Source organism: Vagococcus bubulae (assembly GCF_003950315.1).
Lineage (GTDB): Bacteria > Bacillota > Bacilli > Lactobacillales > Vagococcaceae > Vagococcus > Vagococcus bubulae.
Genome location: NZ_NGJT01000007.1, coordinates 20,740 through 44,937 on the forward strand (window position 1 = coordinate 20,740; position 24,198 = coordinate 44,937).

Consider the following 24,198-nt stretch of genomic DNA (forward strand, 5'->3'; position numbering starts at 1 on the left):
TATCTTAGTAAAGCATCTTATTAGTTAAAGCTTTAACGGGTTTATATAGCAGTGACACAATGATAATAGCGGCAATAGCATTAATCACCGTAATATATAAAGTTGAAAAACTAGCGAATGCTGAAACACCAAACGCATTTCCCATCATTAGTTGAATCACTAAATTTTTCAGGAATGTCATAGTAATTTTTGCGATTGCTGCAATAATCATTATAACAGGGATAAACCAGGCTTTATTTTCATATTTTTCAAAACGGTGATAAGCAAAGGTTAAAGCAGCACCGACAACAAAACTTTCTAATATAAAATAAGGTGCTTCAGCAGCAAATCCGTTTAAAATGTCAAAAATGGCAAACCCTATCCCTCCTGCTAAGGATCCTTTGAAAAATCCGAGTGTTAAAACAGCTAATGATAGAATAGGTAGTCCAAAGTGAAAGAAAGGATTCCCAACAAGAGCGGGTAGCGGCACACGTATACTTGTACCCACCACTGTTAAAGCGGCAAATAATCCCATTAAAGTTGTTTCTTTGATACTCCATTTAGTACTTGTCATCATTTAAAATCATCTCCTAAAGTCATTCGATTTGTTGCTTCTTGAAACGCACCATGCCAAACATATCCTGTGAAATCATTTAAATAGATTCCCTGTTTGATAGCACTTGTAACATAATTTTTAGCAAGTTTAACACTTGACTCCATACTTAATCCTTTTGCTATACCAGCTGTGATTGCTGCAGCGAATGAACATCCTGCACCATGATTAGTATTGGTTTCTAATTTATCTTCATGGATAAATAGAAAGTGTTTCCCATCATAAAATAAATCCGTAGCAATATTCCCTTTAAAACGTGCCCCACCTTTGATGATGACTGATTTTGCTCCTAGCTTAAATATTTTTTGAGCGGCAAGTTTCATATCATCTTCTGTTTCAATGACAGGCATATCAGCTAAAATGCTTGTTTCAACTAGATTTGGTGTGATGATATCAGCTAGTGGGATTAACTTTGTAATCATCGCCTCTACTAAATCAGGTTGCAAGACTTCTTTGTTTGTTTTGACAGCCATAACTGGGTCTAAGACAACATGTGGTTGATTGACTTTTTTGATAGAGGATTCTAACAAATCAATCACTGGTAAACTACCAAGTAATCCAATCTTTAAAGCATCTAGTGGGCCACCAGAAAAAGCTGTCTCTAATTGTTTTTCTACAATTTCAATAGGGATAGGATAAATAGAAGGTATTTTTGTTTTAGGGCTAACAGTTAAAATGCTAGTAATGGTACTTAAACCAAACGTGCCATACTCTTCAAAGGTTTTTAAGTCAGCTTGGATTCCTGCGCCACCTCCAGCGTCAGAACCAGCCACTGTAACTATTTTTTTGACCATAAATTTTCGCTCCTTAGTGATGTTGTACTAAAGTTTATCATGTTCATTTAAAAAAACTACATCCAGTTTTAAAAAACTGGACCCATCCAATTTATGATATACTAAAATATAAAGAGGTGGTTTTATGGAAATAAAAATAGATAAATCCTCCCGTACGCCTTTATATCGTCAAATTATGAATCAATTAATCAAACAAATAAATGACGCTATTTTATATGAAGGGGATCGTTTACCATCAGAAAGAACATTAGCTAATCAACTAAATATTAATCGAAGTACAATTGTTCGAGCATATGATGAACTAGAGGCACAAGGATTTGTAGAAAAAAGAGCGAGTAGCGGAACATATATTTTAAGTCAATCAGAAGAAACAAAAGAAAACCATTTAAGACAGAGGATTCAATACAATGATATTAGATATCAAAAAAATGATTACGAACAACAAATTGAGACATTGTTATTAAGTAAAAAGTATGATGTATTAGATGGCTACACTGGAGAATTACCTTATCGTTTAATCCCGAACATCAGTTTACCGAATGTCAATTGGCAATCTTTTTTGTCAGAAGAAGTATCTGAGTTAGGGTATTTACCTTTAAGAAAAATGATTGCTCAATTAGTATTTAATCAGTATTCTCACCAACCTAAATCTCAAGAACTGATGCTAACAGCTGGTGGTCAACAAAGTTTGGTCTTATTGATTCAGGCTTTACTAAAATCAGGAGATACTGTCGCTGTTGAAGACCCATCTTTTTTTAATGGTATTTCTGTCTTAAATGCTATGTCTATTAAAGTCATTAAAATTCCTGTGGATCAAGACGGAATGTGTGTGTCTGTTTTAGAAAAAATGGTGAAAAAAGAAAGTGTTCAATTGGTTTTAACTAATCCGAATTTTCAAAATCCTACAGGAACAAGTATGAGCTTAACACGTCGCAAAAAATTGATAGAGTTGTGTCAGATGTATCGTATCCCAATCATTGAAGATGATGTATTCGGTCAGCTGTCATTTCACTCATCAACCCACTATCCATTACTAAAAGAGTTAGCTCCACAATCGGTTATTTATATTGGTTCTCTGTCAAAAATATTAGGAAGTCGTATGCAGTTAGGATGGATTGAAGCACCTAAATTTGTGTTAGATGAAGTGGTTAAATTACGAGATGAGTATGAAACGCAATTAAATATTTTTCCACAAGTCATGGCATCTTTTGCATTAACTAATCCAAATTTTTCAAAAAAATTGTCACTTTTACAAGAAACACTTAAAAATAGAATGAATTATTTTATTAATGCACTTCAAACAGCACTATCTGAAGACATTGACTTTACACTTCCAAAGGGAGGATATTACATTTGGTTAACCTATAAAAAAAGAGTGTTAACCAATGAAGACTGGTTGTTATTTCTTAAGGCACACGTAGCTGTACTGCCTAGTTTTATAATGACAGAGAGTAGCCAAAGTTGTCGTGTGAATGTGGCAAGATTAGATGAGAGAAAAATTGATTTATTTGTGTTGAAATTACAAGAAATTACCCAACAATGGAATAAACAAATAACAGAATGATGCACTTGTTTCATAATAAATGAGTAAGAAAGTATATCTTACAGAAATTTTTTGTTTTTTATGATAAAATGGTATCAACTTAAGACGTGTAAAATTTATTGATAAAAATAATTCGCGCAAGAATCATGTAGGCAATTATTTTGTGATATTACCAATAAATATAGATCGTGAACAAGAAAAATAATGAAAGTAGCTATATGAATGAGTTGATATAGCATAATTGAGGTGGAAATTTAGTGAGTCAAGTAAAAATAGTTCCTCTTGGCGGAGTCAGAGAGAACGGTAAAAGTATTTATGTCGCAGAAATAGAAGAAGAAATCTTTGTGATGGACTGTGGATTAAAATATCCAGAAAATGAACAGTTAGGAATTGATATGGTCATTCCGGATTTTTCTTATTTAGTAGAAAAGAAAGATAACATTGCAGGCGTCTTTTTAAGTCATGGACATGCAGATGCGATTGGTGCGTTGCCTTATTTGTTAGAACAAGTATCAGTTCCAGTGTTTGGTTCAGAGTTAACCATTGAGTTAGCAAAAATTAATGTTAAAAATTATCCAAACACAAAAGATTTTAATGATTTTCATGTAGTGGATGAAAATACGATTATTGAGTTTGCTCAATCTGAAGTGAGTTTCTTTAGAACGACTCATACTGTTCCAGACTCAATGGGGATTGTTTTAACAACACCAGAGGGTCAAATTGTGTACACAGGTGATTTTAAATTCGACCAAAGTGCTAGTCCAATGTATCAAACAGATTTTGCAAGATTAGCAGAAATCGGGAAAAAAGGCGTATTGGCACTGCTTAGTGATTCGACAAATGCTGAAAGTAATATTTTATCAGCTTCAGAAAATGAAGTAGCTGATGAAGTCGTTGATACCTTTAGATATTGGGAAGGTCGAATTATTGTCGCGAGTGTGGCTAGTAATTTACAACGTATCCAACAAGTGTTTGATGCAGCTTATTTAAGCGAGCGATTTGTTGTATTAACTGGAAAAGATGTCGAGCAAATTGTTCGGACAGCCATTCGTTTAGGAAAGTTAACCTTACCAAATGATGAGTTGATTATTACAGAAAAACAAATGAAAAATAAAGAGCCACACGAACTTGTTATATTAGAGACAGGACGTATGGGCGAGCCGTTAAATACTTTACAGAAAATGGCAAGTGGTCGTCATCGTTTTATTCGTATTTCTGAAGGAGATTTAATTTATATAACAACAACGCCATCAACAGCAGTTGAAACAGTTGTAGCGAAAACTGAAGATATGGTTTACCGTGCAGGTGGTACTGTGCAAACTATTTCTGATACAGTAAAAGTATCCGGTCATGCAAATCAAAATGATTTAAAATTAATGATAAACTTGATGAAACCTAAATTCTTTATTCCAATTCAAGGTGAGTATCGTGTGTTAGCAAAACATGCGGAATTAGCTAATGAAGTAGGAATACCATTTAAAAATATCTTTATTTTAGGTCGAGGAGATATTTTAGAATTTGAAAATGGTCGTTTGCGTATGACAGGTTCTATTGAAGTTGAAAATATCTTGATTGATGGATTAGGTGTAGGTGATATCGGAAACATCGTGTTAAGAGATCGAAAAATTTTGTCAGAAGACGGGATTATTATTGCGGCAATTACGATTAATCGTCGTGAGAAAAAAATCATTTCACCAGCAAGAATTACTTCTCGTGGGTTTGTTTATATGAAGTCAAGTAACAATCTTATGTCAGAAAGTGGCGAAATTGTTGAAGCAGTTGTTTTAGAAAACCTTGAAAAACAAGATTTTGATTGGGGAATTTTAAAACAAGAAATTAGAGATCAGTTAAGTCGATATCTGTATGAGCAAACAAAACGTCGTCCGGTTATTTTACCAGTTATTATGGAATCAAGTCAAAAAAGAAAATAAAGATAAGTTAAACACGTCAAAACGTGAATTCACGTTTTGACGTGTTTTTTATATCAGTTATTTATTTTCTGTTATAGGATTCAAATGTATTTTTAATGTGTTTTATGATAGAATATAAACATTACAAAAGGATTTGTATTAATACAGATTTTTCAATCGACTATAACAATGAGAAAGTAATAAGGTGACACACATGAGCATGACAAAACACGATCAAATATTAGCACATATTGAGTCACTGCCTGTTGGGGATAAAATATCTGTTCGAGGCATTGCGAAAATATTAGGTGTGAGTGAAGGAACGGCTTATCGTGCGATTAAAGAAGCAGAAAATGTGGGATTAGTATCCACTATACAGCGTGTTGGAACGATAAGAATTGAAACGAAAACAAAGGAAAACATAAAAAATTTAACTTTTAAAGAAATTGTCAAGATTATTGACGGTGATGTACTAGCTGGCAAAAAAGGGCTAAAAAAACCTTTAGATAAATTTATTATTGGAGCGATGACAGAAAAAAGTATGTTACGCTATATCACGCCAGGAGCTTTAATGATTGTTGGCGATAGAGAAGGCGTACAGCGGTTAGCACTAAATAATGGTGCGGCTGTTCTGTTAACGGGTGGATTTGAAGTCAGTCAAGATATAATGAATTTAGCAGATGAAGTTGAGATGCCTATTTTGCGTACATCTTACGACACGTTTACTGTCGGAACGCTAATTAACCGAGCAATTAGCGATCAAATGATTAAAAAAGATATTGTTTTAGTAGAAGATATCCAAACACCAGAAAATGAAACGAGTTACATGACAACCAAAGATACGGTTGAAGATTATTTTAAACTCGTTGAAAAAACAGGCTACACACGTTTTCCTGTTGTAAACAAATCCAAGCGTTTAGTGGGTATGGTAACAACAAAAGATGTGTCTGATAAATCACTGACACAATCTATTGAAAAAGTTATGACGAAAGATCCAAGACATGCTAAATCACACATGAGTGTAGCGAGTATTGGGCATCAAATGATTTGGGATGGTTTAGAAATTATTCCAGTGGTAGAAGATGACTTAACACTTGTTGGCATTATTTCACGACAAGATGTGATGAGAACTGTTCAATCAGCACAAAAGCAACCACAAGCCGCACATAAATTAACCGATCATATTACCAATCAAATTGTGGAAAAAGAAATGCCAGAAAAAGGGGACGCTGTTTTTACTTTTGTCGTTACACCACAAATGATTAATAATTTAGGAACACTTTCTTTTGGAGTGTTAAATCAAATTATTTCAAGTGTGGTTCGTTCAACGATGTTATCGCGTTATAATTTTCACTCAGTAATTGAGCAAAGTAGTTTATACTATTTTAAATTAATCCAAATGGATAGTGAAATTGAAATTAGAACTCAAGTGATAGAAGTTGGGCGACGTTCGGGAAAAGTTGAAGTAAGCGTGTATAAAGATAATATCGTTTCTGCAAAAGCAATTGCGGTATGTCAGTTAATGGATCCAATTTAGGAGGAAAATTATGACTATTAGTCAAGAAATTTTAGAAGAGATAAAACAATATGATACGATTATGATTCATCGCCATCAAAGTCCAGATCCAGATGCTTTGGGTTCACAAGGTGGGTTAGGTGAAATATTAAAGGCAAGCTTTCCTGAAAAAGCGATTTATTTAGTTGGTGGTCCTGTAAATGATTTGGATTACCTTGTAACGATGGATGAAGTCAGTGATGAAATGTATCAAAATGCTTTAGTCATTGTGACAGACACAGCAAATGCCCCAAGAATAAGTGGAGAACAATATTCTCTAGGAAAAAAATTAATCAAAATAGATCACCATCCAGATGATGAACCTTATGGCGATTTATCATGGGTGAACACACAGTCAAGTAGCACAAGTGAATTAATTTATGATTTTTATGATGAAAATAAAACGCAACTTGTGATGACGGATAATGCCGCTAGATTGCTTTATGCGGGTATTATTGGAGATACGGGGCGATTTTTATATCCAGCGACAACCTCTCACACATTGTGGGTAGCTAGCCAATTATTAAATTATGATTTTGATGCAGCAAAATTAAGTCGTTACATGGACGAGGTGGATGAAAAAATTTCGCGATTATCAGGATATATTTATGAAAATATGATTTCTGATGAAAATGGTGCAGCAATGGTTTTATTAACGCAACAAGCTTTAAAAGAGTTTAATGTAGTTGATTCTGAAACCCCAGCCATTATTCCTTTACCAGGTAAAATTCGTGGGATTTTATCGTGGGCTATTTTTGTTGAGCAACCTGAAGGATTTTTCAGAGTGCGTTTGAGAAGCAAAGGTCCTGTCATTAATGGGATTGCTAAACGTCATCATGGTGGTGGGCATCCATTGGCAAGTGGTGCTAATGCTAAGGATATGGATGAAGTCCAAGAGATGTTTGAAGAAATCAAAACGATTGTTAGTGAGTATAAAATATCATAATTTTAAAACTCTTTTTGTTGAAGAATATTCTAACAAAAAGAGTTTTTTTGAGATGAAAAAATTTCTTTTATAACAAATAATAAAAATCTATTGAAAAAAACATTTTAATAACGTATTCTTATATTAAGTTTTGTATATTAAAGGAGAGTATTATGAAGAAAAGTTTATATGGCGTGTGCTTGTTATCAACAGCACTATTATTAGTAGCATGTGGTGGGAACAGTGATTCTACAAAAAGTAGTAACACAAAAGAAAAAACAGAACAGACACAAACCAAAAACAAAGAAAATAAAGAAAAATATGTGTATGAACGTAATGGACATGAATATGAGGTAGACACTGTGTCTGGGGCAACAACCGGAGAGTATTCAGGAACAGAATACAAAGGGGAAGAAAAACAAGAAAAAATGTATTGGTCTGGTCGTCCTGAAGTAGGGACAGTAAAAGGAGATTACTATACCGATACGATTGATTTTGAAGATGGCTATATTGGAACAGCTGATGTGGTGATGGATGGAGATAAACTTGTACTGGTTGAATTTGATGAACGTGGGCCAGATGATTATTATTCAGAAACATGGGCAGGACAAACTAAACGAACATCAGGTTATGCCAATTTCCAAGCTGAAAACGATCGGACAAATGTTACACTTGTCACAATTGTGAATGGAATGACTATTTTAGAAGATCAGATGATGAAAAATAATAGCTTAACAGGAGATTTTGTTAGTGTGAAAGGTTCATCAAACAGTGTGCGTCGTGGATTTATTCCACTAGCTGAAAAAATTGATGGCGAAATAAAAAAAGGTACAACATTAACTTATCAAGCTGTTACCAAAGACTTAGGTGACGGATTATTTGCTCGTTTAATTATTATTAAAGATAAAGATAGTGGTAAAATAACAGAAGCAAAATATAATGAATTTTTCGCCGATACTAAAGATGAAATTAAAAATGAAGACGACAAACAGTTCTATCGTCAAAGTAAATATGATTCTATTACTTATGCCGATGAATCAGGTGTTGACTTTAAAAAGATTTCAGATGAATTAACAGATAAAATTGTTAAAGATCAAACACTTGATATTGCACCAAGTGATGAAACAATTAAGAGTCATTATGATAGTGTTGCAACAGATATGAAAGAACTATTAAAATAAAAAATAAGCGTAAAAATAAGTCAATCTTATTTTTACGCTTTTGTATTATCCGATTATTTTTTCAACTACTAATTGTTTTCCATAGTCGCCATCATAAGTAGAGATAGCTTTATAGCCTTGTTTTTCCCAGAAACGAGCAGCACGTTTATCATTTTCGATAAACGTTAAACGTATGTTTTTTGTTCCTGTATCAGAGACAGTTTTTTCTAATGCACTATATAATTCCTGAGCAAGTTTAGTTCTTCTATACTCATCTTCAAGTACAAAGTAGCCCAATGTGCCAGTTTCTTTTTGAGGATAATCTTCTAACCAGTCAATGAATCCCATTAATCTATCACGATCAAAGATACCATACATGTATTTTTGAGAAGGTGTTGTATTTGAAGGTAATGAGGTAAAGAATTCTTTAACCTGTTCATCTGTTGGTTCAGCTACAAGATAATCTGTAAAATACTCTTTCGTTCTTAATAAAAATTCTTTGAAGATAACTAAATCTGCTTCATTATTTCCATCAAGTAAACGAATATGAATGGATGGAAAATCGACTGTATTAAAGTGTTTCATAAAATATATACCTCTTTCTATCTGTATGGAACAGTTATTACTACCTAAGAATAGCTCATATTATTGAGAAATAAAAGGTATTAGAGTAAAAAAGTTAAAAAACGTTTTGATAATCGGTGTTTTATGTTTAAGATTGAAAAAAATACTTTGCGAAATGCCAATAAGCAAGTATAATAAAACAGGACGTTTTTGCGTTACAACTGAAACAATTTATTAAGAAAGAGAAGTGAGACTATTGGGACGTAAATGGGCTAATATCGTAGCTAAGAAAACAGCTAAAGATGCAAACAACAGTAAAGTTTATGCAAAATTCGGAATAGAAATTTATGCAGCAGCAAAATCAGGTGATCCAGATCCGCACTCTAATCAAAAACTTCGTTTCGTTATTGATCGCGCAAAAACATATAATGTACCAAAACATATTATTGATCGCGCTATCGAAAAAGCAAAAGGATCAGGCGATGAAAACTATTCAGAATTACGTTATGAAGGATTTGGACCAAATGGCTCAATGGTAATTGTTGATACGCTAACAAACAATGTTAACCGTACAGCAGCAGACGTTCGTGCAGCATTTGGTAAGAATGGTGGAAACATGGGTGTTTCTGGAGCGGTAGCTTATATGTTTGATAACACAGCTATTTTTGGTTTTAAAGGCGATGATGTGGATGAAATATTTGAATATTTATTAGAAAAAGATATTGAAGTGAAAGATGTCTTTGAAGAAGAAGATCAAATCATTGTTTACGGAGAATCAAGTGATTTTCATGCGATTCAAGAAGCATTAAAAGAAAAAGGCATTACAGAATTTTCAGTAGCTGAAATTCAAATGCTTGCACAAAATGAAGTAGAATTATCTGAAGATGACCTTGCTCAATTTGAAAAGATGATTGATGCGTTAGATGAATTAGAAGATGTTCAACAAATTTTCCACAATGTAGATATGGACTAATCCAAAAAATCAGAAGAATTATTTCTTCTGATTTTTTTTGCGTCGACTCATGTGGGTTGGTTCTTTAGAAGGTGTATTCTGACCAGATGTTGGATTAGTTTCTTCATCGTTGTCCTTCACACGTAACTCTAAAGTATAAGGCTCTTTATAGATAATACCATCTTTTTCATAAGAACCACCATTGACAAACACACCAAGGGGAATCAAAGAATCAGCGTCATCATTAATTTTGATAGTAGCAACTTCATGTAAGTCCTTGTAGCTACTACCGATAAATAATTGTCCTTTTGATATTTTATAAAATGGAATTAAGGTATAGTCTTTTAATTCATAGGCATAATCAGTCAATTTTTTTGCCTGAATATAATTTTTATCAAGTAACTCATGAATAACAGTATCAATGATTTGGTCACTATCATTTGTTAGAGTCAATGTAAGTAACTTACCCTGAATTTTAGGAGTTGCTGACGATGTTTGAACCGTTTCATCAAATGTCACATCTTCTGGGACAATATTTTCTATCAGATTAGTAACATCCCATTTTACTTTTTGATTTTTAAAATAATAGATAAAATTTAGGACAATGAAGTAAGCTAATATAATGAAAATGGCTAAATAAAGAGTCATTCTTAGATAATTTCCATTTTGAAAATAGCCTTTTACAATTCGTAAGATATAAAGTGTTGGAAACACACTCACAACTGTTAATATTTTATTTTGTAATCTTGGGTTAATGTTTAAATAATTCAAAAATTTAGTAATATTGCTTAAAATTAACGTTAGGATGGCATCCATTAGTTATTCCCCCCAGTAGCTGTTTTATTGTCATTTGTTTTTGGGGAAACTTGATTAGTTTGCACATCTGGTGTGACTGTCTCTTCTGTCTTTTCAGCGCCATTTTGATTATTATTTGATTGTTGATTATCAGAAGATGGTGTACTATTTTCAACAGATGACTGAGTGCCATTTGTTTTATTTTCTTTACTATTTTTTGTTTTATCTTGGTTCTCAGAAACAGAAGGTTCAGTTTGCTGAGTATAGCTATTGGTTGTTTCAGTATAGTTTGTTTCTTTTGTAGTATCTGTTTTGTCTTGAGTCGTATGTGTTGTTGTTTCTGTTGTTGATGTGTCAGTTTTTTTTGTTTTGTAATTACTACCATCAACAACTGCAGTTGTCGCACTAATTCCTAAAGCGATACTAAAAATTGCGATAGGTTTTAAAAAAGGAGCAACAATTTTTTTATCTTTTGCCATACAAGACTCTCCCTTCATCTTAAGTCATAGTTCTCCTATTATCATAACAGATTTCTTTATTTTTCAAAAAATAAGACACAGATTTTCAGTATATTTAAACTATTTTTAATAAGAATAAGGTTATAACAATAGTCTGACTTGGCATTTTTTTGAAAAACGTGGTAAAATTTTCATACAGTGAATATTACGTTAAGTGTAGGAACCATCTGACAAGATGGTTTCTGCACTTTTTTTTCGCTAATTTTTAAGAAAAGAGGAAAAACAATGCATGAAGAAAAACGATTACCAATGAATAAAAAAGAAGGATTACTATATGGCGTGGTTATTTGTGGGATTACGGCAACGAGCATGTGTTTTTATAATTTGTATTTAGGATTTGGTGCGATCAATCAAGAGATGTTACAAACATTCTTAAAAAGTTTGCCTTTATTTTTTGTGATTGCTATGTTACTTGAAAATTTTGTTATTCGTCATTTTGCAGATTTTTTAGTGAAAAAATTTGGTCATCCAGAAGATAGTTTTAATGCACAGTTGCTGTTCTCAATTTTATTTACAGTTCTTGGTATGTCTTTTTTAATGACCTTTATTGGAGATATAGTGGGGCATGGGTTAGTAGTTAATGCAGCAACGTTTAGTCGTTTTGTTATGTCATGGCCCAGAAATTTTGGTGTAGTACTGGCATTAGAGTTATTGGTTGCTCAACCAATTGCTCGAAAAGTCATGGTTATAATTCATGCAAAACAGTTAGAAGACTATGTGGAATATGATTAATGAATAACTTTGATGGTGACATCAAAGTTATTTTTTTATGGTATAATTTGTAAAATTAGCAAAGGAGATGGGAGGAGTAACATGATTAAATCAAGTAGATTAAAACGTGGAGATAAAGTAGCAATAGTGAGTTTATCAAAAGGATTGTTAGGCGAAAAATTTATTGAACATAATCTCATTTTAGGGAAAAAGAGATTGGAAGATTACGGATTAGAAGTTATTTTTATGCCTCACACTTTAATGGGAATAGACTATGTTGACAAACACCCAGAAAAAAGAGCAGAGGATTTGATTCAAGCGTTTGGAGATGATTCTATTAAAGGGATTATTTGTGCGATCGGTGGAGATGATACCTATCGCACACTGCCTTATCTAATGGAGAATGACAAGTTTAAAGGATTAGTTAAAACTAAACCGAAATTGTTCACCGGATTTTCCGATTCAACGATTAATCATCTCATGTTTTATCATCTTGGTTTAACGACTTATTATGGTATGTCTTTTATTCCAGATTTAGGTGAAATAAGTGATACTATGCTACCTTATACTAAAACCTATTTTAGCTACTATTTTGAAGAGAGTCCACTGTATGAAGTGATAAAGCCAAGTGAAGTTTGGTATGATGAACGGCTAGACTTTTCTAAAAAGTCATTAGGGCAACAACGCATTAGCCATGTTGAGACAAAAGGATATGAGTTGCTACAAGGCAAGTCCGTTTTTGAAGGGGAACTGTTAGGTGGCTGTATTGATAGTTTATATGATATGTTAACACCATTTACACACATTGATGAACCTAGAGTGATTGAAAGATACCATATTTTCCCAGACTTAGATACATGGAAAGAGAAAATATTATTTATAGAGACGTCTGAAATTAAAGAATCACCTCAAACGTTTGAAAAAATGTTAAAAGTGTTAAAAGATAGAGGTATTTATGATGTGATTAATGGCATAATTGTTGGCAAGCCACAGGATGAAGTATTTTATGAAGAATATAAACAATCGCTGATTGAAGTAGTAGATAATAGTAACTTACCAATAGTTTATAATGTTAATTTTGGACATGCTACACCGCGTTGTGTGTTACCTTATGGCATCCGAGTCCAGGTTGATAGTGAAAAACAAGAAATCAGATTTTTAGAGTCAGCATTTTATGAGGAGGTAGGTTATGGAAAATAGACTAGCAGATGTATCCACTATTTATCACTCAGCTTTAAATTTGTTTCCATATTGGACAAGTAAAGAATTAGAGAAATGGAAACAGGCATACCTAGATACGATAAAAAAGACATTACTAAGTGACTCGCTTCCAGATTTTTATCATCTATTATGTCATTTTACTGCTAAATTAGATGATGGGCATACCATGATTTATTTACCAAAAGAGTTTAAAACAGACTTAGTGTATCCTGTAATGTTCAATATGATAGAAAACCAACTAGTGATAGTGAAAACAACTGAGGAGTATCAACACTATTTGTATTTACCTATTAAAAAAGTAAATGGATTGTCTGTTTCGGACTTTTTAACAGAAATTAATTCTAAGTTTTGGTTTAGTAATGGAGTAGTATCACTTTACTATTATCAAAACTATTTGTTTTTTTTTCATCTTAATCAATTATTAATAGAATTTTCCTCTAATGATAGCTTAGTGTTATCTCCTCAAAATAAAGAGACAGTTGTATGGGTACAAGAAAGAATGAACAAAGAAATAGTCATTGAAACAGATGCGATTATTATAATAAAAGAGAAGAATAAAATTTTGATAAAGCTTAATCATTTCTTGGAACAAGAAATAGTAACGGTTTTTTATCAATATATGAATTTATATAAAGAATCGGATGAAATTATTTTTGATTTAAGAGGAAATATGGGTGGAAATTCAGGAATTGCTAATGATATCTGTGCAGCATTTTTTGAAGAGACATTTGAAACTGAGTTATCATTTTATCAAGTGCTAGATGCACAACGTTATGCGTCGGGTACACAGCTTTATTATAAAAGAGACATAATAGATGATAATGACTATACTCAAACGTTAACTCACCAATATTTTGTAGAGGAAATTGATAAAGAAACAGTACCAAAAAATAAAGGACAACTTTTAAATAAACCTGTGACTATCATACAAAATAGACAAACTTACTCATCAGCTGAAAATTTTGTGATGAATTTTTATAACAGACCTAATACGAGAATTATTGGAACATATTCAGCTGGATCGACAGGTCAGCCGGCTTTGATCCCTCTTGAAACAGGGGGAACATTTATGGTGACAGCAAAAGGAGTTAGGATTCCCAATGGAAGAGTTATTGCATGATAAATTAAATGGTGAGGATAGATTATTAGACTATGCTTTACAAACTAACATTGATTTTTAAGTAAATTGAGTGCATAGTTTAAATCAACATCTTCAGTTATATGACTAGGCGTCCAAGGAATATAAATATCAGGTTTTACACCTTAGTTAGTTCAATCAGTGTTAAATGAGCATCCTTATAGGTTTTTAAAAAATCCATTGTTAAATAATAAAATTCTTCATCAGAATTAATGAAGGAACTTGTTTGATGTGATTATTTTTGCTTCATTTTGTGGTAATTCTTTGCAACCTGGATAATCATTACTCACTAACTCAATAATATCATTGGCAATTTTTTCGTAGGTCATATTGGACACCTCGTTTATAGAATATAATAAGTTTACCAAACAATTCATTAAAAGTAAGTATTTTATTATAAAGGAGTGAAGAAATTGGCATATCATTGTCAGTGTCTATGTGGAAAAGTTAACTATGATGTGATACTGGATAATTTAGATTTTAGTATTTGTCATTGTTCAATGTGTAGAAAAAATACTGGTGGAACAGGATTTTCATATTTTTATACTTATTGTCAACCTAATTTTTCTTCAAGTGATTTTCTATCAACTTATAATGCTCAAAATATTGCAGAAAGAGTATTCTGTAATCAATGTGGCACATTACTATATTATAGACATTTTGAAAGTAATGGATATTGTATTCCGATAGGGATAGTAGACAACTTATCGGAAGAAAAAGTAAAATTAGTATCAGAATGGTATTATCAAGATAAACCGAGCTATTATGATTACAACGAAGAAACAAAAAAATTTTAAAAAAGGAGAAATAAACAATGACATGGAGAGAAAATCGAATTAAGTCTGCACAAAATGGTACAAATCCAATGTTGATCAAAGAGATGACAGGAGGCTTTTTAGTGTTTGGTGATGTTCAGTTTTTACCTGGATATTGTGTGCTATTACCAAAAAGAGAATTAAATTCACTAAATGATTTGTCATTAGAAGAAAGAGAATCTTTTTTATTAGATATGTCGCTAGTGGGAGATGCCTTGCTAAGTGTGTGTGGAGCTACTAGAGTAAACTACGATATTTTAGGTAATACAGATAACTATCTGCATGCTCATATTTTTCCTAGATATGATTGGGAAGAAGAGGAAAGACGTAAAATGCCTGTATGGTTGTATGATAAATCAAATTGGAATAACCCAGACACAGCCTATCAAGAAGAAAAACATGGAGAGATTCGTGCAAAAATAAAAGATTATCTAGACCAAAAAAGCTAACTGTTCTTATCTAAATAATCTAAAGACTTTTCAAAAAGGACTAAAAAAATAGAAAATAAAAGAATTGTCTGAACAGAAAGATACACAGAATCGACAAAATAATCAGTGATGGTTAAAGAGATGATATTTTGACAAAACGTTAAAAAAATGAACTCTTTCTTAGTAATCAGGTGAAAAATTGAATCTATCAAAAAATCAATGATTAAATAAATAACAAAAAATAAACCAAGTTCTTTTTCATCAGATGAGTTCTGTCAGATTTTAGATAAATTAGGAGCTACAGAGATGGTTGTTACAGGTTTAATGAGTAATGCCTGTATTCAAGCAACGAGTAAAAGTGCATTAGAAAAGGGGTACAAGGTAACGCTCATTGAAGACGGACATGATTCTATCATTAAACCAATGAGAGGTGTTTTTAATAAGATTTTACATAAAAAAGGTGCTAATTTGATAAGTTGTACGGAGTTTGTATCTGACAAATAATGATTAAAAAAAATAGAAAATATTAGGTGACTACATGAAAGTAACAACATATGATTTAGAGGAAATCAGTGACGAACAACTAGTTATTGCGATGATTGTTGCAAGATATAAAGGAAAAAATGTTTACGTTCGCTATAAAGATAGAACCACCTTTGAAATACCTGGTGGACATAGGGAATTAAATGAAACAATAGAGGAATGTGCTAAAAGAGAATTAATGGAAGAAACGGGTGCTATTAAATTTATTCTTAAACCTTTGTTCATATTAGGAGTAGACAGAGAGGGAATTGAAGACTATGGGCAAGTCTATTCAGCAGAAATAGAGGAATTTTCAACTAAATTAGAATATGAAATGGAAGAAGTTGTTTTCTTAGATGATGAACCAGAAGAAAATACCTATCCTGCTATTCAAAGTGCCATTAAAAATCGACTATCAAAAAAAGAATTATGAGAATAAATGGCACACTATAGAGTGAAATGATGATGATTTCTGATATAATCAGTTTATATTATAGTCAAGGAGATTATTAAATGAAATTTGTTAACTTAAAGTGTTCAAATTGTGGTGGTAAATTAAAAATAATCAATAATCATCTAGCAAGGTGTAATTCCTGTCAGTCAGAGTTTATTATTGATGATGAAAAAAATATTGTAAACAACTATATCATTCATAACCATACTAAAAAGAAAAAAACTAATTCATTGTTAATCGTTATTCTTTCAATTTTTGTCATAACTAGCATAATGACCATCTTAATCTTGGGGATTGCCTCTAAGAGTACGGTGACTAAGGAGAATTTTAATACTAAGATTGTGGGGGATATTTATCAGTATCTTGAAAAACCTGAATCTGAGGCTGGAGTAGCTTTTGTCGAACAAGTTTTTCGAAAAAATATTGATAACATCAAACCTGAGGAGCTACAAAAAATTAAGTATTTATCTGTTACATCTGATAGTCGTTCTGAGAATTGGAATTTAACTTATAGCTTTGAAGACTGGAGTAATCCTTTTGATGATTTTGAAACCAAAAAAATTGTTTTATCAACTGATCTAGCTTTAAATGCTCTAGATTTTACTAGTTTTAGTGGGTTAACATATTTGGATTTTAATAATACGTCTGATATAGAGGGAATGTACGATGCTTTTTCTTTGAAAAATTTGGATAATTTAATATTTTATGGAGGTGATTTTAATCAATCTCTAGATGAAATTATAGATGCGTTACCTCAACCGAAAAAATTAAAATACCTAAAAGTACAAATTAGAAATGATAACCAACTTCATCGCTTACAAGAACTTACGAATTTAGAGAATTTAGACATTACTTACTTAGCTGAAGAAGTGACTGTTGCTAATATGAATGACCTTAATCAGCTTAAATCTCTTGCTATAAATGGTTATAACTTAAAGGATATTTCATGGCTATCCAATTTTAGTAAATTAACTAGTTTATCGCTTTCTAATGTATCAAAAATTTCTGATTATTCAAGTTTATATAGTTTGGCGAACTTAGAAAATTTATCGATCAATTCAGGTGATAAGTTAAACAACATTGATTTTGTAAAAAATATGCCTAAGTTAAAGAGACTATCTTTAGATAATACATTTATTCATGATACTAAAGACATTGCTAATAAAGAAACCATTATTTCTCTGCATTTAACAGGAAATCGTCAACTTAATAACATTGAAAGTATTTCGTCGTTAAAAAATTTAAAAAATCTTCACTTGGAATCTTATTCTGATAATATTCAAACAACTAACTTAAGCCATTTAGGAAATTTAACCGACGTTACTGTCTCTGGAAAATTTTTAGGACTTATAGACCAATCATCTAGTGTCAAAAAATTATTGGTTGTAAAAAGTAGTGATTTAGATCTAGGAATTTTGAGAAATATGTCCTCTTTGGAAACACTTATACTAAATGACGTTTCTGATATGGTTAATTTATCTACGCTTAGTCACTTAGACAAATTAAAAAAATTGACCTTAGAAAAAAGTAAGATTAATTTTCATAGTAACTCTGAACAAATTGATTTGATTCCCTCTGTTGAAGAATTAACACTGCTAGATTCAAGTTTAGTATTAGGAACATTAAATCAGTTACCTTTTCCAAATTTGAAATATTTTGAGATTGACCAAGAGTCAGACTTCTCCGTTAGAATTAATAATAAATATATGGCTTCTTCGGATTATGGATTGACTCTTTTACCAGATAAAATAAAAAATATAACCAACTTGGAAACCTTAATTATACCTAATAGTCGATTAGATTCTTTAGACTTTATCAATGTTTTTAAAAAATTAAAAGTTTTAGATATATCGAATTCGTATATAACTGATGTGACACCTTTAAATCAATTACAAGATTTAGAACTTTTAGATATTCGTAACACACCTGTTAAAAATAAGGATATTCTATCTAACAAAGTTTTTATTATTAAGTAAAATAGTTTTAGAGTTAATATTTAGCTATTTAAAAAAGAATATTACTTTTTTCTATATCAAAAAAACCACATGAAACGAAAAGTCTCATGTGGTTCCTTTTATATCAATGTAAGTTTAAAACTTAGTTTACATCATACCGCCCATCATTGATGGATCCATTCCACCAGGCATTCCTGGAGTTTCTGGTTCAGGTTTGTCAGCAATAACCCCTTCAGTAGTTAAGATTAATGCAGAAACACTTGCAGCGTTTTGTAAAGCTGAACGAGATACTTTAGTTGGATCTACGATACCAGCTTCAATCATGTTTACCCAAGTATCATCTTTAGCATTGTATCCAACGCCTGATTCAGCTTGTTTTAATTTATCAACAACAACTGAACCTTCCATACCAGCATTTTCAGCGATTTGACGAACAGGTTCTTCTAAAGCACGAACAACAATATTCACACCAGTTTTCTCGTCACCAGTTACATCAAGTTCAGCCACTTTTGGTAATACATTAACAAATGCAGTACCACCACCGGCTACAATTCCTTCTTCAACAGCGGCACGAGTAGCATTTAATGCATCTTCAATACGTAGTTTTAATTCTTTTAATTCAGTCTCAGTTGCAGCACCAACTTTAATGACAGCCACACCACCAGCTAATTTAGCTAAGCGTTCTTGTAATTTTTCACGGTCAAAGTCTGATGTTGTTTCAGCAATTTGAGAACGGATTAATGATACGCGGTTTTCAATATCTTTTTTGTCGCCATTACCTTCAACAATTGTTGTGTTATCTTTGTCGATAACAACTTTGCTTGCAGATCCTAATGCGTCGATTGTTGTGTCTTTTAAGTCTAAACCTAAATCTTCAGTGATAACAGTTGCGCCAGTTAAAGCAGCAATGTCTTGCAACATTTCTTTACGACGGTCACCAAATCCAGGAGCTTTAACAGCAGCCACATTGAATGTACCACGGATTTTGTTTAAGACTAATGTTGGTAATGCTTCACCATCAACATCATCAGCAATGATTAATAATGGTTTACCTTGTTGTAAAATTTGTTCTAATAAAGGTAAAATATCTTGAATGTTAGATATTTTTTTATCTGTAATTAAGATGTATGGATTTTCTAAAACAGCTTCCATTTTATCGTTGTCAGTTACCATGTATTGAGATAAGTAACCACGGTCAAATTGCATTCCTTCAACAACGTCTAATTCAGTTTCAATCCCTTTAGATTCTTCGATTGTGATAACACCATCGTTACCAACTTTTTCCATTGCTTCAGAGATTAATTCACCAATTTTTTCGCTACCAGAAGACACAGCAGCTACTTGTGCGATTGATTCTTTCGAGTCAATTTTTTTAGAAATAGCATGTAATTCTTCAACAGCTTTTTTAGTAGCAAGTTCAATCCCACGACGAATACCGATTGGGTTTGCACCAGCTGTGACGTTTTTAAGTCCTTCACGAACGATTGCTTGTGTTAAAACAGTTGCAGTCGTTGTTCCGTCACCTGCGATGTCATTTGTTTTAGAAGCCACTTCAGCGACTAATTGAGCACCCATGTTTTCAAAACGATCTTCCAGTTCAACTTCTTTGGCGATAGTCACTCCATCATTTGTAATTAATGGAGAACCAAATGATTTATCTAAAACAACATTACGTCCTTTAGGTCCTAAAGTTACTTTCACAATATTTGCTAATGTATCCACACCACGTACCATTGAGCTACGAGCGTCTTCAGAGAATTTAATATCTTTTGCCATTTATTGTTCACCTCATCATTTATTTTTATTCTACGATTGCAATAATGTCTTTATCATGTAGTACTAAGTAATCTTCGCCAGCATCTGTTACTTCTTGTCCAGCGTATTTTTCAAATAGGACAGTTTGTCCAACACTTACAGATACGGATAATTTTGTCCCATTTTCTAAAGTACGGCCATCACCAACAGCAACAACTTCACCTGTTTGAGATTTTTCTTTTGAAGCTGATGTTAAAACTAGTCCACTGGCAGTTTTTTCTTCCGCTTCTTTTACTTTAATAACAACACGATCTCCTAATGGTTTTAACAATGTGTATCCCTCCATAATTTTTATATTTTTAGCACTCTTTAACTTTGAGTGCTAATCACATCTTTTATAATACAGATAAATGTTTTTTTTTGCAAGTATTTTGATACAATAAGTAAAGAGATAAAACAGATAGGTGGAAATAAAATGTCAATCAATCAAAATATGCTGTATACAAGTTTTCTTTACTTATTTTTATTAAATAGGTCGCTACTTTTTTCATTAAATAATATTTCAACTATTCTGTTGTATACAGTGATATTAGTATTGATGCTACTGATTTATGTAAAAACTAATAAAGAACAAACATTAAATCATTCTGGGACATCATTAAAACAACTAGTTGCTTTAATAGTGATAGGTTTAATGATGAGTTTTTTGATTCAAATTATACTTATTTTTTTGACAACTTATTTTTTTCCTAATTTAGTATTGGGAAATGATTTATCTGGAAACAACTCATTTAGTTTTATTCTCATTTCGGTTTTATTTAATCCTATCATGGAAGAGCTGGTTTTTCGGTTTAGTTTTGTCAATTGGGTTGGACAAAAATTACCTATTTGGCTTGGTATAGGTATTAGTTCATTGTTTTTTATGTTAATGCATGTAAATGGAAATCTTTTTATTTATTTTTGTTTAGGACTCATTTTTTCTTATCTATATAAGATAAGTGGTACCATTATGACTTCTATTATGGTGCATATATTGCTTAATACGATTGTATTATGGATCAATTAAAAAAAGCTTAACGAAATGTCTCGTTAAGCTTTTTGATTAATCTTCTTTATAGTTAGATAAGAAATAGATTAAGGTTTGCATTTCATTTGTTAAATCAACATTTTGAATTTGAACTTCTTTTGGCACATTGATTCTGATAGGGGTAAAATTCATAATCCCTTTAATACCAGCCTCAACCAATCTATCGGCATTTTCTTGTGCGTGTGTTGGTGGCACAGTTAAAATAGCGACATCAATATGTTGTGCGCGAATTTGTTCAACCATTTCATTGGCATTATAGACAGGAACACCATCAAGTATTCGGCCAACAATATCTGGATTAACATCAAATGCAGCACTAATACGAATGCTGTCACTTTGATGGAAACGATAGTTTAGTAATGCATGACCTAAATTACCAACACCAACAAGAGCTACGTTTGTTAGACGGTCTTCATTTAATGTTTTAGCAAAAAAAGTCATCAAGCTTTCAACATCATAGCCGTAACCACGTTTACCAAGTTCCCCAAAATATGAAAAGTCTCGGCGAATCGTAGCACTATCAACCTTGACAGCTTCGCTTAATTCAGTTGAAGATACCTTTTTTTTACCTGAATCGAATAAAAATTTTAAATAACGATAATACAAAGGTAACCTTTTAGCAGTTGCCTTTGGAATAGTTGTGTCTTTCATAATAATTCCCTCACTTTTTTATCTTATACCCTAATTGTTATAAAGTTCACGTTAATAGGATACCTTTACTACAACATAAAAGCAATTTTTACGCTTGAAATTGCGTAATGATGAACGATAAATATACCAAACTTTCGAATGAATTTATGATAAACTGTTTTTAGAAGTTAAAATATGGAGGAAGTCATGATTTTATTACAAGCGAACAACGTCTCACGATTATTTGGAGACGATGTCTTATTTGAAAACATACAATTAGATATTCAAGATAAAAGTCGAATCGCTCTAGTCGGACGTAATGGAGCCGGAAAATCGACGTTACTAAAAATATTAGCTGGTATGGAAGAACCAGATACAGGATTAGTTACAAAATCAAAAGAGTTAACAATAGGGTACTTGGATCAACATACAGGTCTTGAATCAGATAAAACGATTTGGGAAGAAATGTTAAGTGTTTTTGATTATGTACAAGAAATGGAAAGAAAACTACGACAATTAGAACAAGATATTGCCAATCCTACCATTCATGATGATGAAGAAGCTTATCAGCAAGTTTTAAAGGATTATGATAAGTTACAACATGAATTTAATGAGATAAATGGATATGGTTATGAATCGGAAATAAAATCAGTGCTACATGGTTTTCGGTTTGATGAAACATTTTTTGATGTGCCAATTCAAAATCTATCTGGGGGACAGAAAACACGATTAGCATTAGCACGATTGTTACTTGAAAAACCAAGTTTACTAATATTGGATGAGCCGACAAACCACTTAGATATTGATACTCTTAACTGGTTAGAAAACTATTTACAAGGTTATCGTGGGGCGATTTTAATGGTGTCCCATGACCGCTATTTTTTAGATAAGATTGTCAATGAAGTTTATGATATTAGTCGACGAAAAATAACCCATTATAAGGGGAATTATTCGACATTTTTAGAAAGAAAAGCTGAAAGACTTGAGCAAGAGGAAAAAGAATACGAGAAGCAACAAGACCAAATTGCAAAATTAGAAGATTTTGTAGCAAGAAATATTGTCCGTGCTTCTACGACAAAACGAGCACAAAGTAGACGAAAACAGTTAGAAAAAATGGAAAAATTAGAGAAACCTCTAGGCGACGAAAAATCAGCTCATTTTCTTTTTAAAACCAATCGCCCGTCAGGTAGAGAAGTTTTAACGCTAGACAATGTTGCTGTAGGATATGATTCATTAATTTTAAGTGACCCAATTAATTTAGCCTTACGTAAGCAAGAAGCAATCGCACTTGTTGGCCCAAATGGGGTGGGGAAATCAACACTACTAAAAAGTATCATTGGAGACATTCCATTTGTAAAAGGAACAGCCGAAATTGGTCATAAAGTTGATATAGGTTACTATGATCAAGAGCAAGGAAAATTAAGTGGTAGTCAAAGTGTATTGGAAGAGTTGTGGAGAGAACACCCGACTACACCAGAAAAAGATATCAGAACACTTTTAGGTAGTTTTTTATTTTCTGGGGAAGATGTGAAAAAGACGATTAACTTATTAAGTGGGGGAGAGAAAGCGAGAGTGGCATTAGCTAAATTAGCGATGCAAAAAGATAATTTCCTAATTCTTGATGAGCCGACTAACCATTTGGATATTGATAGTAAAGAAGTATTAGAGAATGCGTTAATCGAATATGATGGAACATTGTTATTTGTCTCTCATGACCGCTATTTTATTAATCGTATCGCAACAGGAGTGTTGGAATTATCCGAAGAGGGCAGTACCTACTATCATGGTAACTATGATTATTACATGGAGAAAAAAGCAGAAGAAGAGGAACGACAAGCGTTATTAAATGACACGCAAAATGTTGAAGATAATAAAGTGACTAAAGATAAATTAAGTTACGAAGAATCAAAGGAGCGACAAAAAGAACAACGTAAATTGGAGCGATTAGTCGATTCATTGGAAGTTGAGTTACAAGAAGCAGAAGAAAAAATAGAGTCTATCCAAAAAGAGATGGAACAACCAGAAATTTTAGAGGATCATGAAAAGCTCTTAGATTTAGATAAAGAATTACAAGAAGTCTATGCTAAACAAGAAACACTATTAGAAACGTGGGAGAAGGCTTCGTTGGAATTAGAGTCATTTTAAAAAAGCAACTAATCATTTTTTTGATTAGT

Annotated in this window: 24 protein-coding genes; 16 read left to right on the top strand and 8 right to left on the bottom strand. The window is 32.2% G+C overall.

Annotation, left to right across the window (positions count from 1 at the left end; translation table 11 throughout):
- Window positions 1-4: 4 nt before the first annotated feature.
- Window positions 5-556 carry an ECF transporter S component gene (locus tag CBF36_RS05180; protein WP_333502254.1) on the bottom strand — a complete coding sequence of 184 codons (552 nt, stop codon included), beginning with the start codon at window positions 554-556 and terminating at the stop codon, window positions 5-7.
- Window positions 553-1,386: a bifunctional hydroxymethylpyrimidine kinase/phosphomethylpyrimidine kinase gene (gene thiD / locus CBF36_RS05185; protein ID WP_125957227.1), complete on the bottom strand. Its 834-nt coding sequence runs from the start codon at window positions 1,384-1,386 to the stop codon at window positions 553-555. Before thiD ends, CBF36_RS05180 begins: the two co-directional genes overlap by 4 nt.
- A 124-nt stretch (window positions 1,387-1,510) precedes the next feature.
- Between thiD and CBF36_RS05190 the strand changes: the two genes are divergently transcribed.
- From CBF36_RS05190 to CBF36_RS05210, 5 genes are all read left to right on the top strand, one after another.
- Window positions 1,511-2,950, top strand: coding sequence for an aminotransferase-like domain-containing protein (locus tag CBF36_RS05190; protein WP_125957228.1), 1,440 nt, complete (start codon window positions 1,511-1,513; stop codon window positions 2,948-2,950).
- A gap of 236 nt (window positions 2,951-3,186) precedes the next feature.
- Window positions 3,187-4,860, top strand: coding sequence for a ribonuclease J (locus CBF36_RS05195; protein ID WP_125957230.1), 1,674 nt, complete (start codon window positions 3,187-3,189; stop codon window positions 4,858-4,860).
- Between the two features lie 199 nt (window positions 4,861-5,059).
- Window positions 5,060-6,376 carry a DRTGG domain-containing protein gene (locus CBF36_RS05200; protein WP_125957232.1) on the top strand — a complete coding sequence of 439 codons (1,317 nt, stop codon included), beginning with the start codon at window positions 5,060-5,062 and terminating at the stop codon, window positions 6,374-6,376.
- Between the two features lie 10 nt (window positions 6,377-6,386).
- Window positions 6,387-7,340: a DHH family phosphoesterase gene (locus CBF36_RS05205; RefSeq protein ID WP_125957234.1), complete on the top strand. Its 954-nt coding sequence runs from the start codon at window positions 6,387-6,389 to the stop codon at window positions 7,338-7,340.
- Window positions 7,341-7,492: 152 nt separating this feature from the next.
- The gene (locus tag CBF36_RS05210; RefSeq protein WP_125957236.1) at window positions 7,493-8,500 is read left to right on the top strand and encodes a hypothetical protein; all 1,008 of its coding nucleotides are present in this window, start codon (window positions 7,493-7,495) and stop codon (window positions 8,498-8,500) included.
- Between the two features lie 45 nt (window positions 8,501-8,545).
- On the opposite strand, the gene CBF36_RS05215 is transcribed toward CBF36_RS05210, so the two are convergent.
- A complete protein-coding gene (locus CBF36_RS05215; RefSeq protein ID WP_125957238.1) occupies window positions 8,546-9,064 on the bottom strand; it encodes a GNAT family N-acetyltransferase in 519 nt (172 codons plus the stop codon).
- Window positions 9,065-9,299: 235 nt separating this feature from the next.
- Between CBF36_RS05215 and CBF36_RS05220 the strand changes: the two genes are divergently transcribed.
- A complete protein-coding gene (locus CBF36_RS05220; protein WP_125957239.1) occupies window positions 9,300-10,016 on the top strand; it encodes a YebC/PmpR family DNA-binding transcriptional regulator in 717 nt (238 codons plus the stop codon).
- A gap of 18 nt (window positions 10,017-10,034) precedes the next feature.
- On the opposite strand, the gene CBF36_RS05225 is transcribed toward CBF36_RS05220, so the two are convergent.
- A complete protein-coding gene (locus CBF36_RS05225; RefSeq protein ID WP_125957241.1) occupies window positions 10,035-10,811 on the bottom strand; it encodes a DUF6681 family protein in 777 nt (258 codons plus the stop codon).
- Window positions 10,811-11,269, bottom strand: a complete 459-nt coding sequence (locus CBF36_RS05230) for a hypothetical protein (protein ID WP_125957243.1) — start codon at window positions 11,267-11,269, stop codon at window positions 10,811-10,813. The genes CBF36_RS05225 and CBF36_RS05230 overlap by 1 nt, the downstream gene beginning before the upstream one ends.
- A gap of 264 nt (window positions 11,270-11,533) precedes the next feature.
- On the opposite strand from CBF36_RS05230, the gene CBF36_RS05235 reads away from it, so the two are divergent.
- The 8 genes from CBF36_RS05235 to CBF36_RS05270 all read left to right on the top strand — a co-directional run bounded on the left by CBF36_RS05235 (window position 11,534) and on the right by CBF36_RS05270 (window position 18,573).
- The gene (locus CBF36_RS05235; protein ID WP_125957244.1) at window positions 11,534-12,040 is read left to right on the top strand and encodes a DUF2798 domain-containing protein; all 507 of its coding nucleotides are present in this window, start codon (window positions 11,534-11,536) and stop codon (window positions 12,038-12,040) included.
- 81 nt (window positions 12,041-12,121) lie between these two features.
- Window positions 12,122-13,219, top strand: coding sequence for a S66 family peptidase (locus CBF36_RS05240; RefSeq protein ID WP_125957246.1), 1,098 nt, complete (start codon window positions 12,122-12,124; stop codon window positions 13,217-13,219).
- The gene (locus tag CBF36_RS05245; protein WP_125957248.1) at window positions 13,209-14,360 is read left to right on the top strand and encodes a S41 family peptidase; all 1,152 of its coding nucleotides are present in this window, start codon (window positions 13,209-13,211) and stop codon (window positions 14,358-14,360) included. Before CBF36_RS05240 ends, CBF36_RS05245 begins: the two co-directional genes overlap by 11 nt.
- A 431-nt stretch (window positions 14,361-14,791) precedes the next feature.
- Window positions 14,792-15,175: a GFA family protein gene (locus CBF36_RS05250; protein ID WP_125957249.1), complete on the top strand. Its 384-nt coding sequence runs from the start codon at window positions 14,792-14,794 to the stop codon at window positions 15,173-15,175.
- A 17-nt stretch (window positions 15,176-15,192) separates the two neighbouring features.
- A complete protein-coding gene (locus tag CBF36_RS05255; protein ID WP_125957251.1) occupies window positions 15,193-15,642 on the top strand; it encodes an HIT family protein in 450 nt (149 codons plus the stop codon).
- Between the two features lie 210 nt (window positions 15,643-15,852).
- Window positions 15,853-16,125: a cysteine hydrolase family protein gene (locus CBF36_RS05260; RefSeq protein ID WP_125957252.1), complete on the top strand. Its 273-nt coding sequence runs from the start codon at window positions 15,853-15,855 to the stop codon at window positions 16,123-16,125.
- Window positions 16,126-16,159: 34 nt separating this feature from the next.
- Complete coding sequence (locus tag CBF36_RS05265; RefSeq protein ID WP_125957254.1) at window positions 16,160-16,576, top strand: NUDIX domain-containing protein; 417 nt, start codon at window positions 16,160-16,162, stop codon at window positions 16,574-16,576.
- An 80-nt stretch (window positions 16,577-16,656) separates the two neighbouring features.
- On the top strand, window positions 16,657-18,573 hold the full coding sequence (locus CBF36_RS05270; RefSeq protein WP_125957256.1) for a leucine-rich repeat domain-containing protein: 1,917 nt from the start codon (window positions 16,657-16,659) through the stop codon (window positions 18,571-18,573).
- Window positions 18,574-18,699: 126 nt separating this feature from the next.
- On the opposite strand, the gene groL is transcribed toward CBF36_RS05270, so the two are convergent.
- Window positions 18,700-20,328, bottom strand: coding sequence for a chaperonin GroEL (gene groL / locus CBF36_RS05275; protein WP_125957258.1), 1,629 nt, complete (start codon window positions 20,326-20,328; stop codon window positions 18,700-18,702).
- Window positions 20,329-20,353: 25 nt separating this feature from the next.
- Window positions 20,354-20,653, bottom strand: a complete 300-nt coding sequence (groES, locus tag CBF36_RS05280) for a co-chaperone GroES (protein ID WP_270279642.1) — start codon at window positions 20,651-20,653, stop codon at window positions 20,354-20,356.
- Between the two features lie 129 nt (window positions 20,654-20,782).
- Between groES and CBF36_RS05285 the strand changes: the two genes are divergently transcribed.
- A complete protein-coding gene (locus CBF36_RS05285; RefSeq protein ID WP_125957262.1) occupies window positions 20,783-21,373 on the top strand; it encodes a CPBP family intramembrane glutamic endopeptidase in 591 nt (196 codons plus the stop codon).
- 36 nt (window positions 21,374-21,409) lie between these two features.
- Here CBF36_RS05285 and CBF36_RS05290 read toward each other — a convergent pair whose 3' ends face one another.
- Window positions 21,410-22,045, bottom strand: coding sequence for a redox-sensing transcriptional repressor Rex (locus CBF36_RS05290; RefSeq protein ID WP_125957264.1), 636 nt, complete (start codon window positions 22,043-22,045; stop codon window positions 21,410-21,412).
- A gap of 186 nt (window positions 22,046-22,231) precedes the next feature.
- On the opposite strand from CBF36_RS05290, the gene CBF36_RS05295 reads away from it, so the two are divergent.
- On the top strand, window positions 22,232-24,169 hold the full coding sequence (locus CBF36_RS05295; protein ID WP_125957266.1) for an ABC-F family ATP-binding cassette domain-containing protein: 1,938 nt from the start codon (window positions 22,232-22,234) through the stop codon (window positions 24,167-24,169).
- Window positions 24,170-24,198 lie beyond the last annotated feature (29 nt).

Excerpts from the sequence above, each read along its gene's own strand:
- CBF36_RS05205 (WP_125957234.1), top strand. The coding sequence starts at position 6,387 with ATGACTATTAGTCAAGAAATTTTAGAAGAGATAAAACAATATGATACG.
- CBF36_RS05285 (WP_125957262.1), top strand. The coding sequence starts at position 20,783 with ATGTCAATCAATCAAAATATGCTGTATACAAGTTTTCTTTACTTATTT.
- CBF36_RS05255 (WP_125957251.1), top strand. The coding sequence starts at position 15,193 with ATGACATGGAGAGAAAATCGAATTAAGTCTGCACAAAATGGTACAAAT.
- CBF36_RS05200 (WP_125957232.1), top strand. The coding sequence starts at position 5,060 with ATGACAAAACACGATCAAATATTAGCACATATTGAGTCACTGCCTGTT.
- CBF36_RS05210 (WP_125957236.1), top strand. The coding sequence starts at position 7,493 with ATGAAGAAAAGTTTATATGGCGTGTGCTTGTTATCAACAGCACTATTA.
- groL (WP_125957258.1), bottom strand. The coding sequence starts at position 20,328 with ATGGCAAAAGATATTAAATTCTCTGAAGACGCTCGTAGCTCAATGGTA.
- CBF36_RS05190 (WP_125957228.1), top strand. The coding sequence starts at position 1,511 with ATGGAAATAAAAATAGATAAATCCTCCCGTACGCCTTTATATCGTCAA.
- CBF36_RS05180 (WP_333502254.1), bottom strand. The coding sequence starts at position 556 with ATGATGACAAGTACTAAATGGAGTATCAAAGAAACAACTTTAATGGGA.
- CBF36_RS05270 (WP_125957256.1), top strand. The coding sequence starts at position 16,657 with ATGAAATTTGTTAACTTAAAGTGTTCAAATTGTGGTGGTAAATTAAAA.
- CBF36_RS05215 (WP_125957238.1), bottom strand. The coding sequence starts at position 9,064 with ATGAAACACTTTAATACAGTCGATTTTCCATCCATTCATATTCGTTTA.
- groES (WP_270279642.1), bottom strand. The coding sequence starts at position 20,653 with ATGGAGGGATACACATTGTTAAAACCATTAGGAGATCGTGTTGTTATT.
- thiD (WP_125957227.1), bottom strand. The coding sequence starts at position 1,386 with ATGGTCAAAAAAATAGTTACAGTGGCTGGTTCTGACGCTGGAGGTGGC.
- CBF36_RS05240 (WP_125957246.1), top strand. The coding sequence starts at position 12,122 with ATGATTAAATCAAGTAGATTAAAACGTGGAGATAAAGTAGCAATAGTG.
- CBF36_RS05265 (WP_125957254.1), top strand. The coding sequence starts at position 16,160 with ATGAAAGTAACAACATATGATTTAGAGGAAATCAGTGACGAACAACTA.
- CBF36_RS05245 (WP_125957248.1), top strand. The coding sequence starts at position 13,209 with ATGGAAAATAGACTAGCAGATGTATCCACTATTTATCACTCAGCTTTA.
- CBF36_RS05290 (WP_125957264.1), bottom strand. The coding sequence starts at position 22,045 with ATGAAAGACACAACTATTCCAAAGGCAACTGCTAAAAGGTTACCTTTG.
- CBF36_RS05235 (WP_125957244.1), top strand. The coding sequence starts at position 11,534 with ATGCATGAAGAAAAACGATTACCAATGAATAAAAAAGAAGGATTACTA.
- CBF36_RS05230 (WP_125957243.1), bottom strand. The coding sequence starts at position 11,269 with ATGGCAAAAGATAAAAAAATTGTTGCTCCTTTTTTAAAACCTATCGCA.
- CBF36_RS05295 (WP_125957266.1), top strand. The coding sequence starts at position 22,232 with ATGATTTTATTACAAGCGAACAACGTCTCACGATTATTTGGAGACGAT.
- CBF36_RS05225 (WP_125957241.1), bottom strand. The coding sequence starts at position 10,811 with ATGGATGCCATCCTAACGTTAATTTTAAGCAATATTACTAAATTTTTG.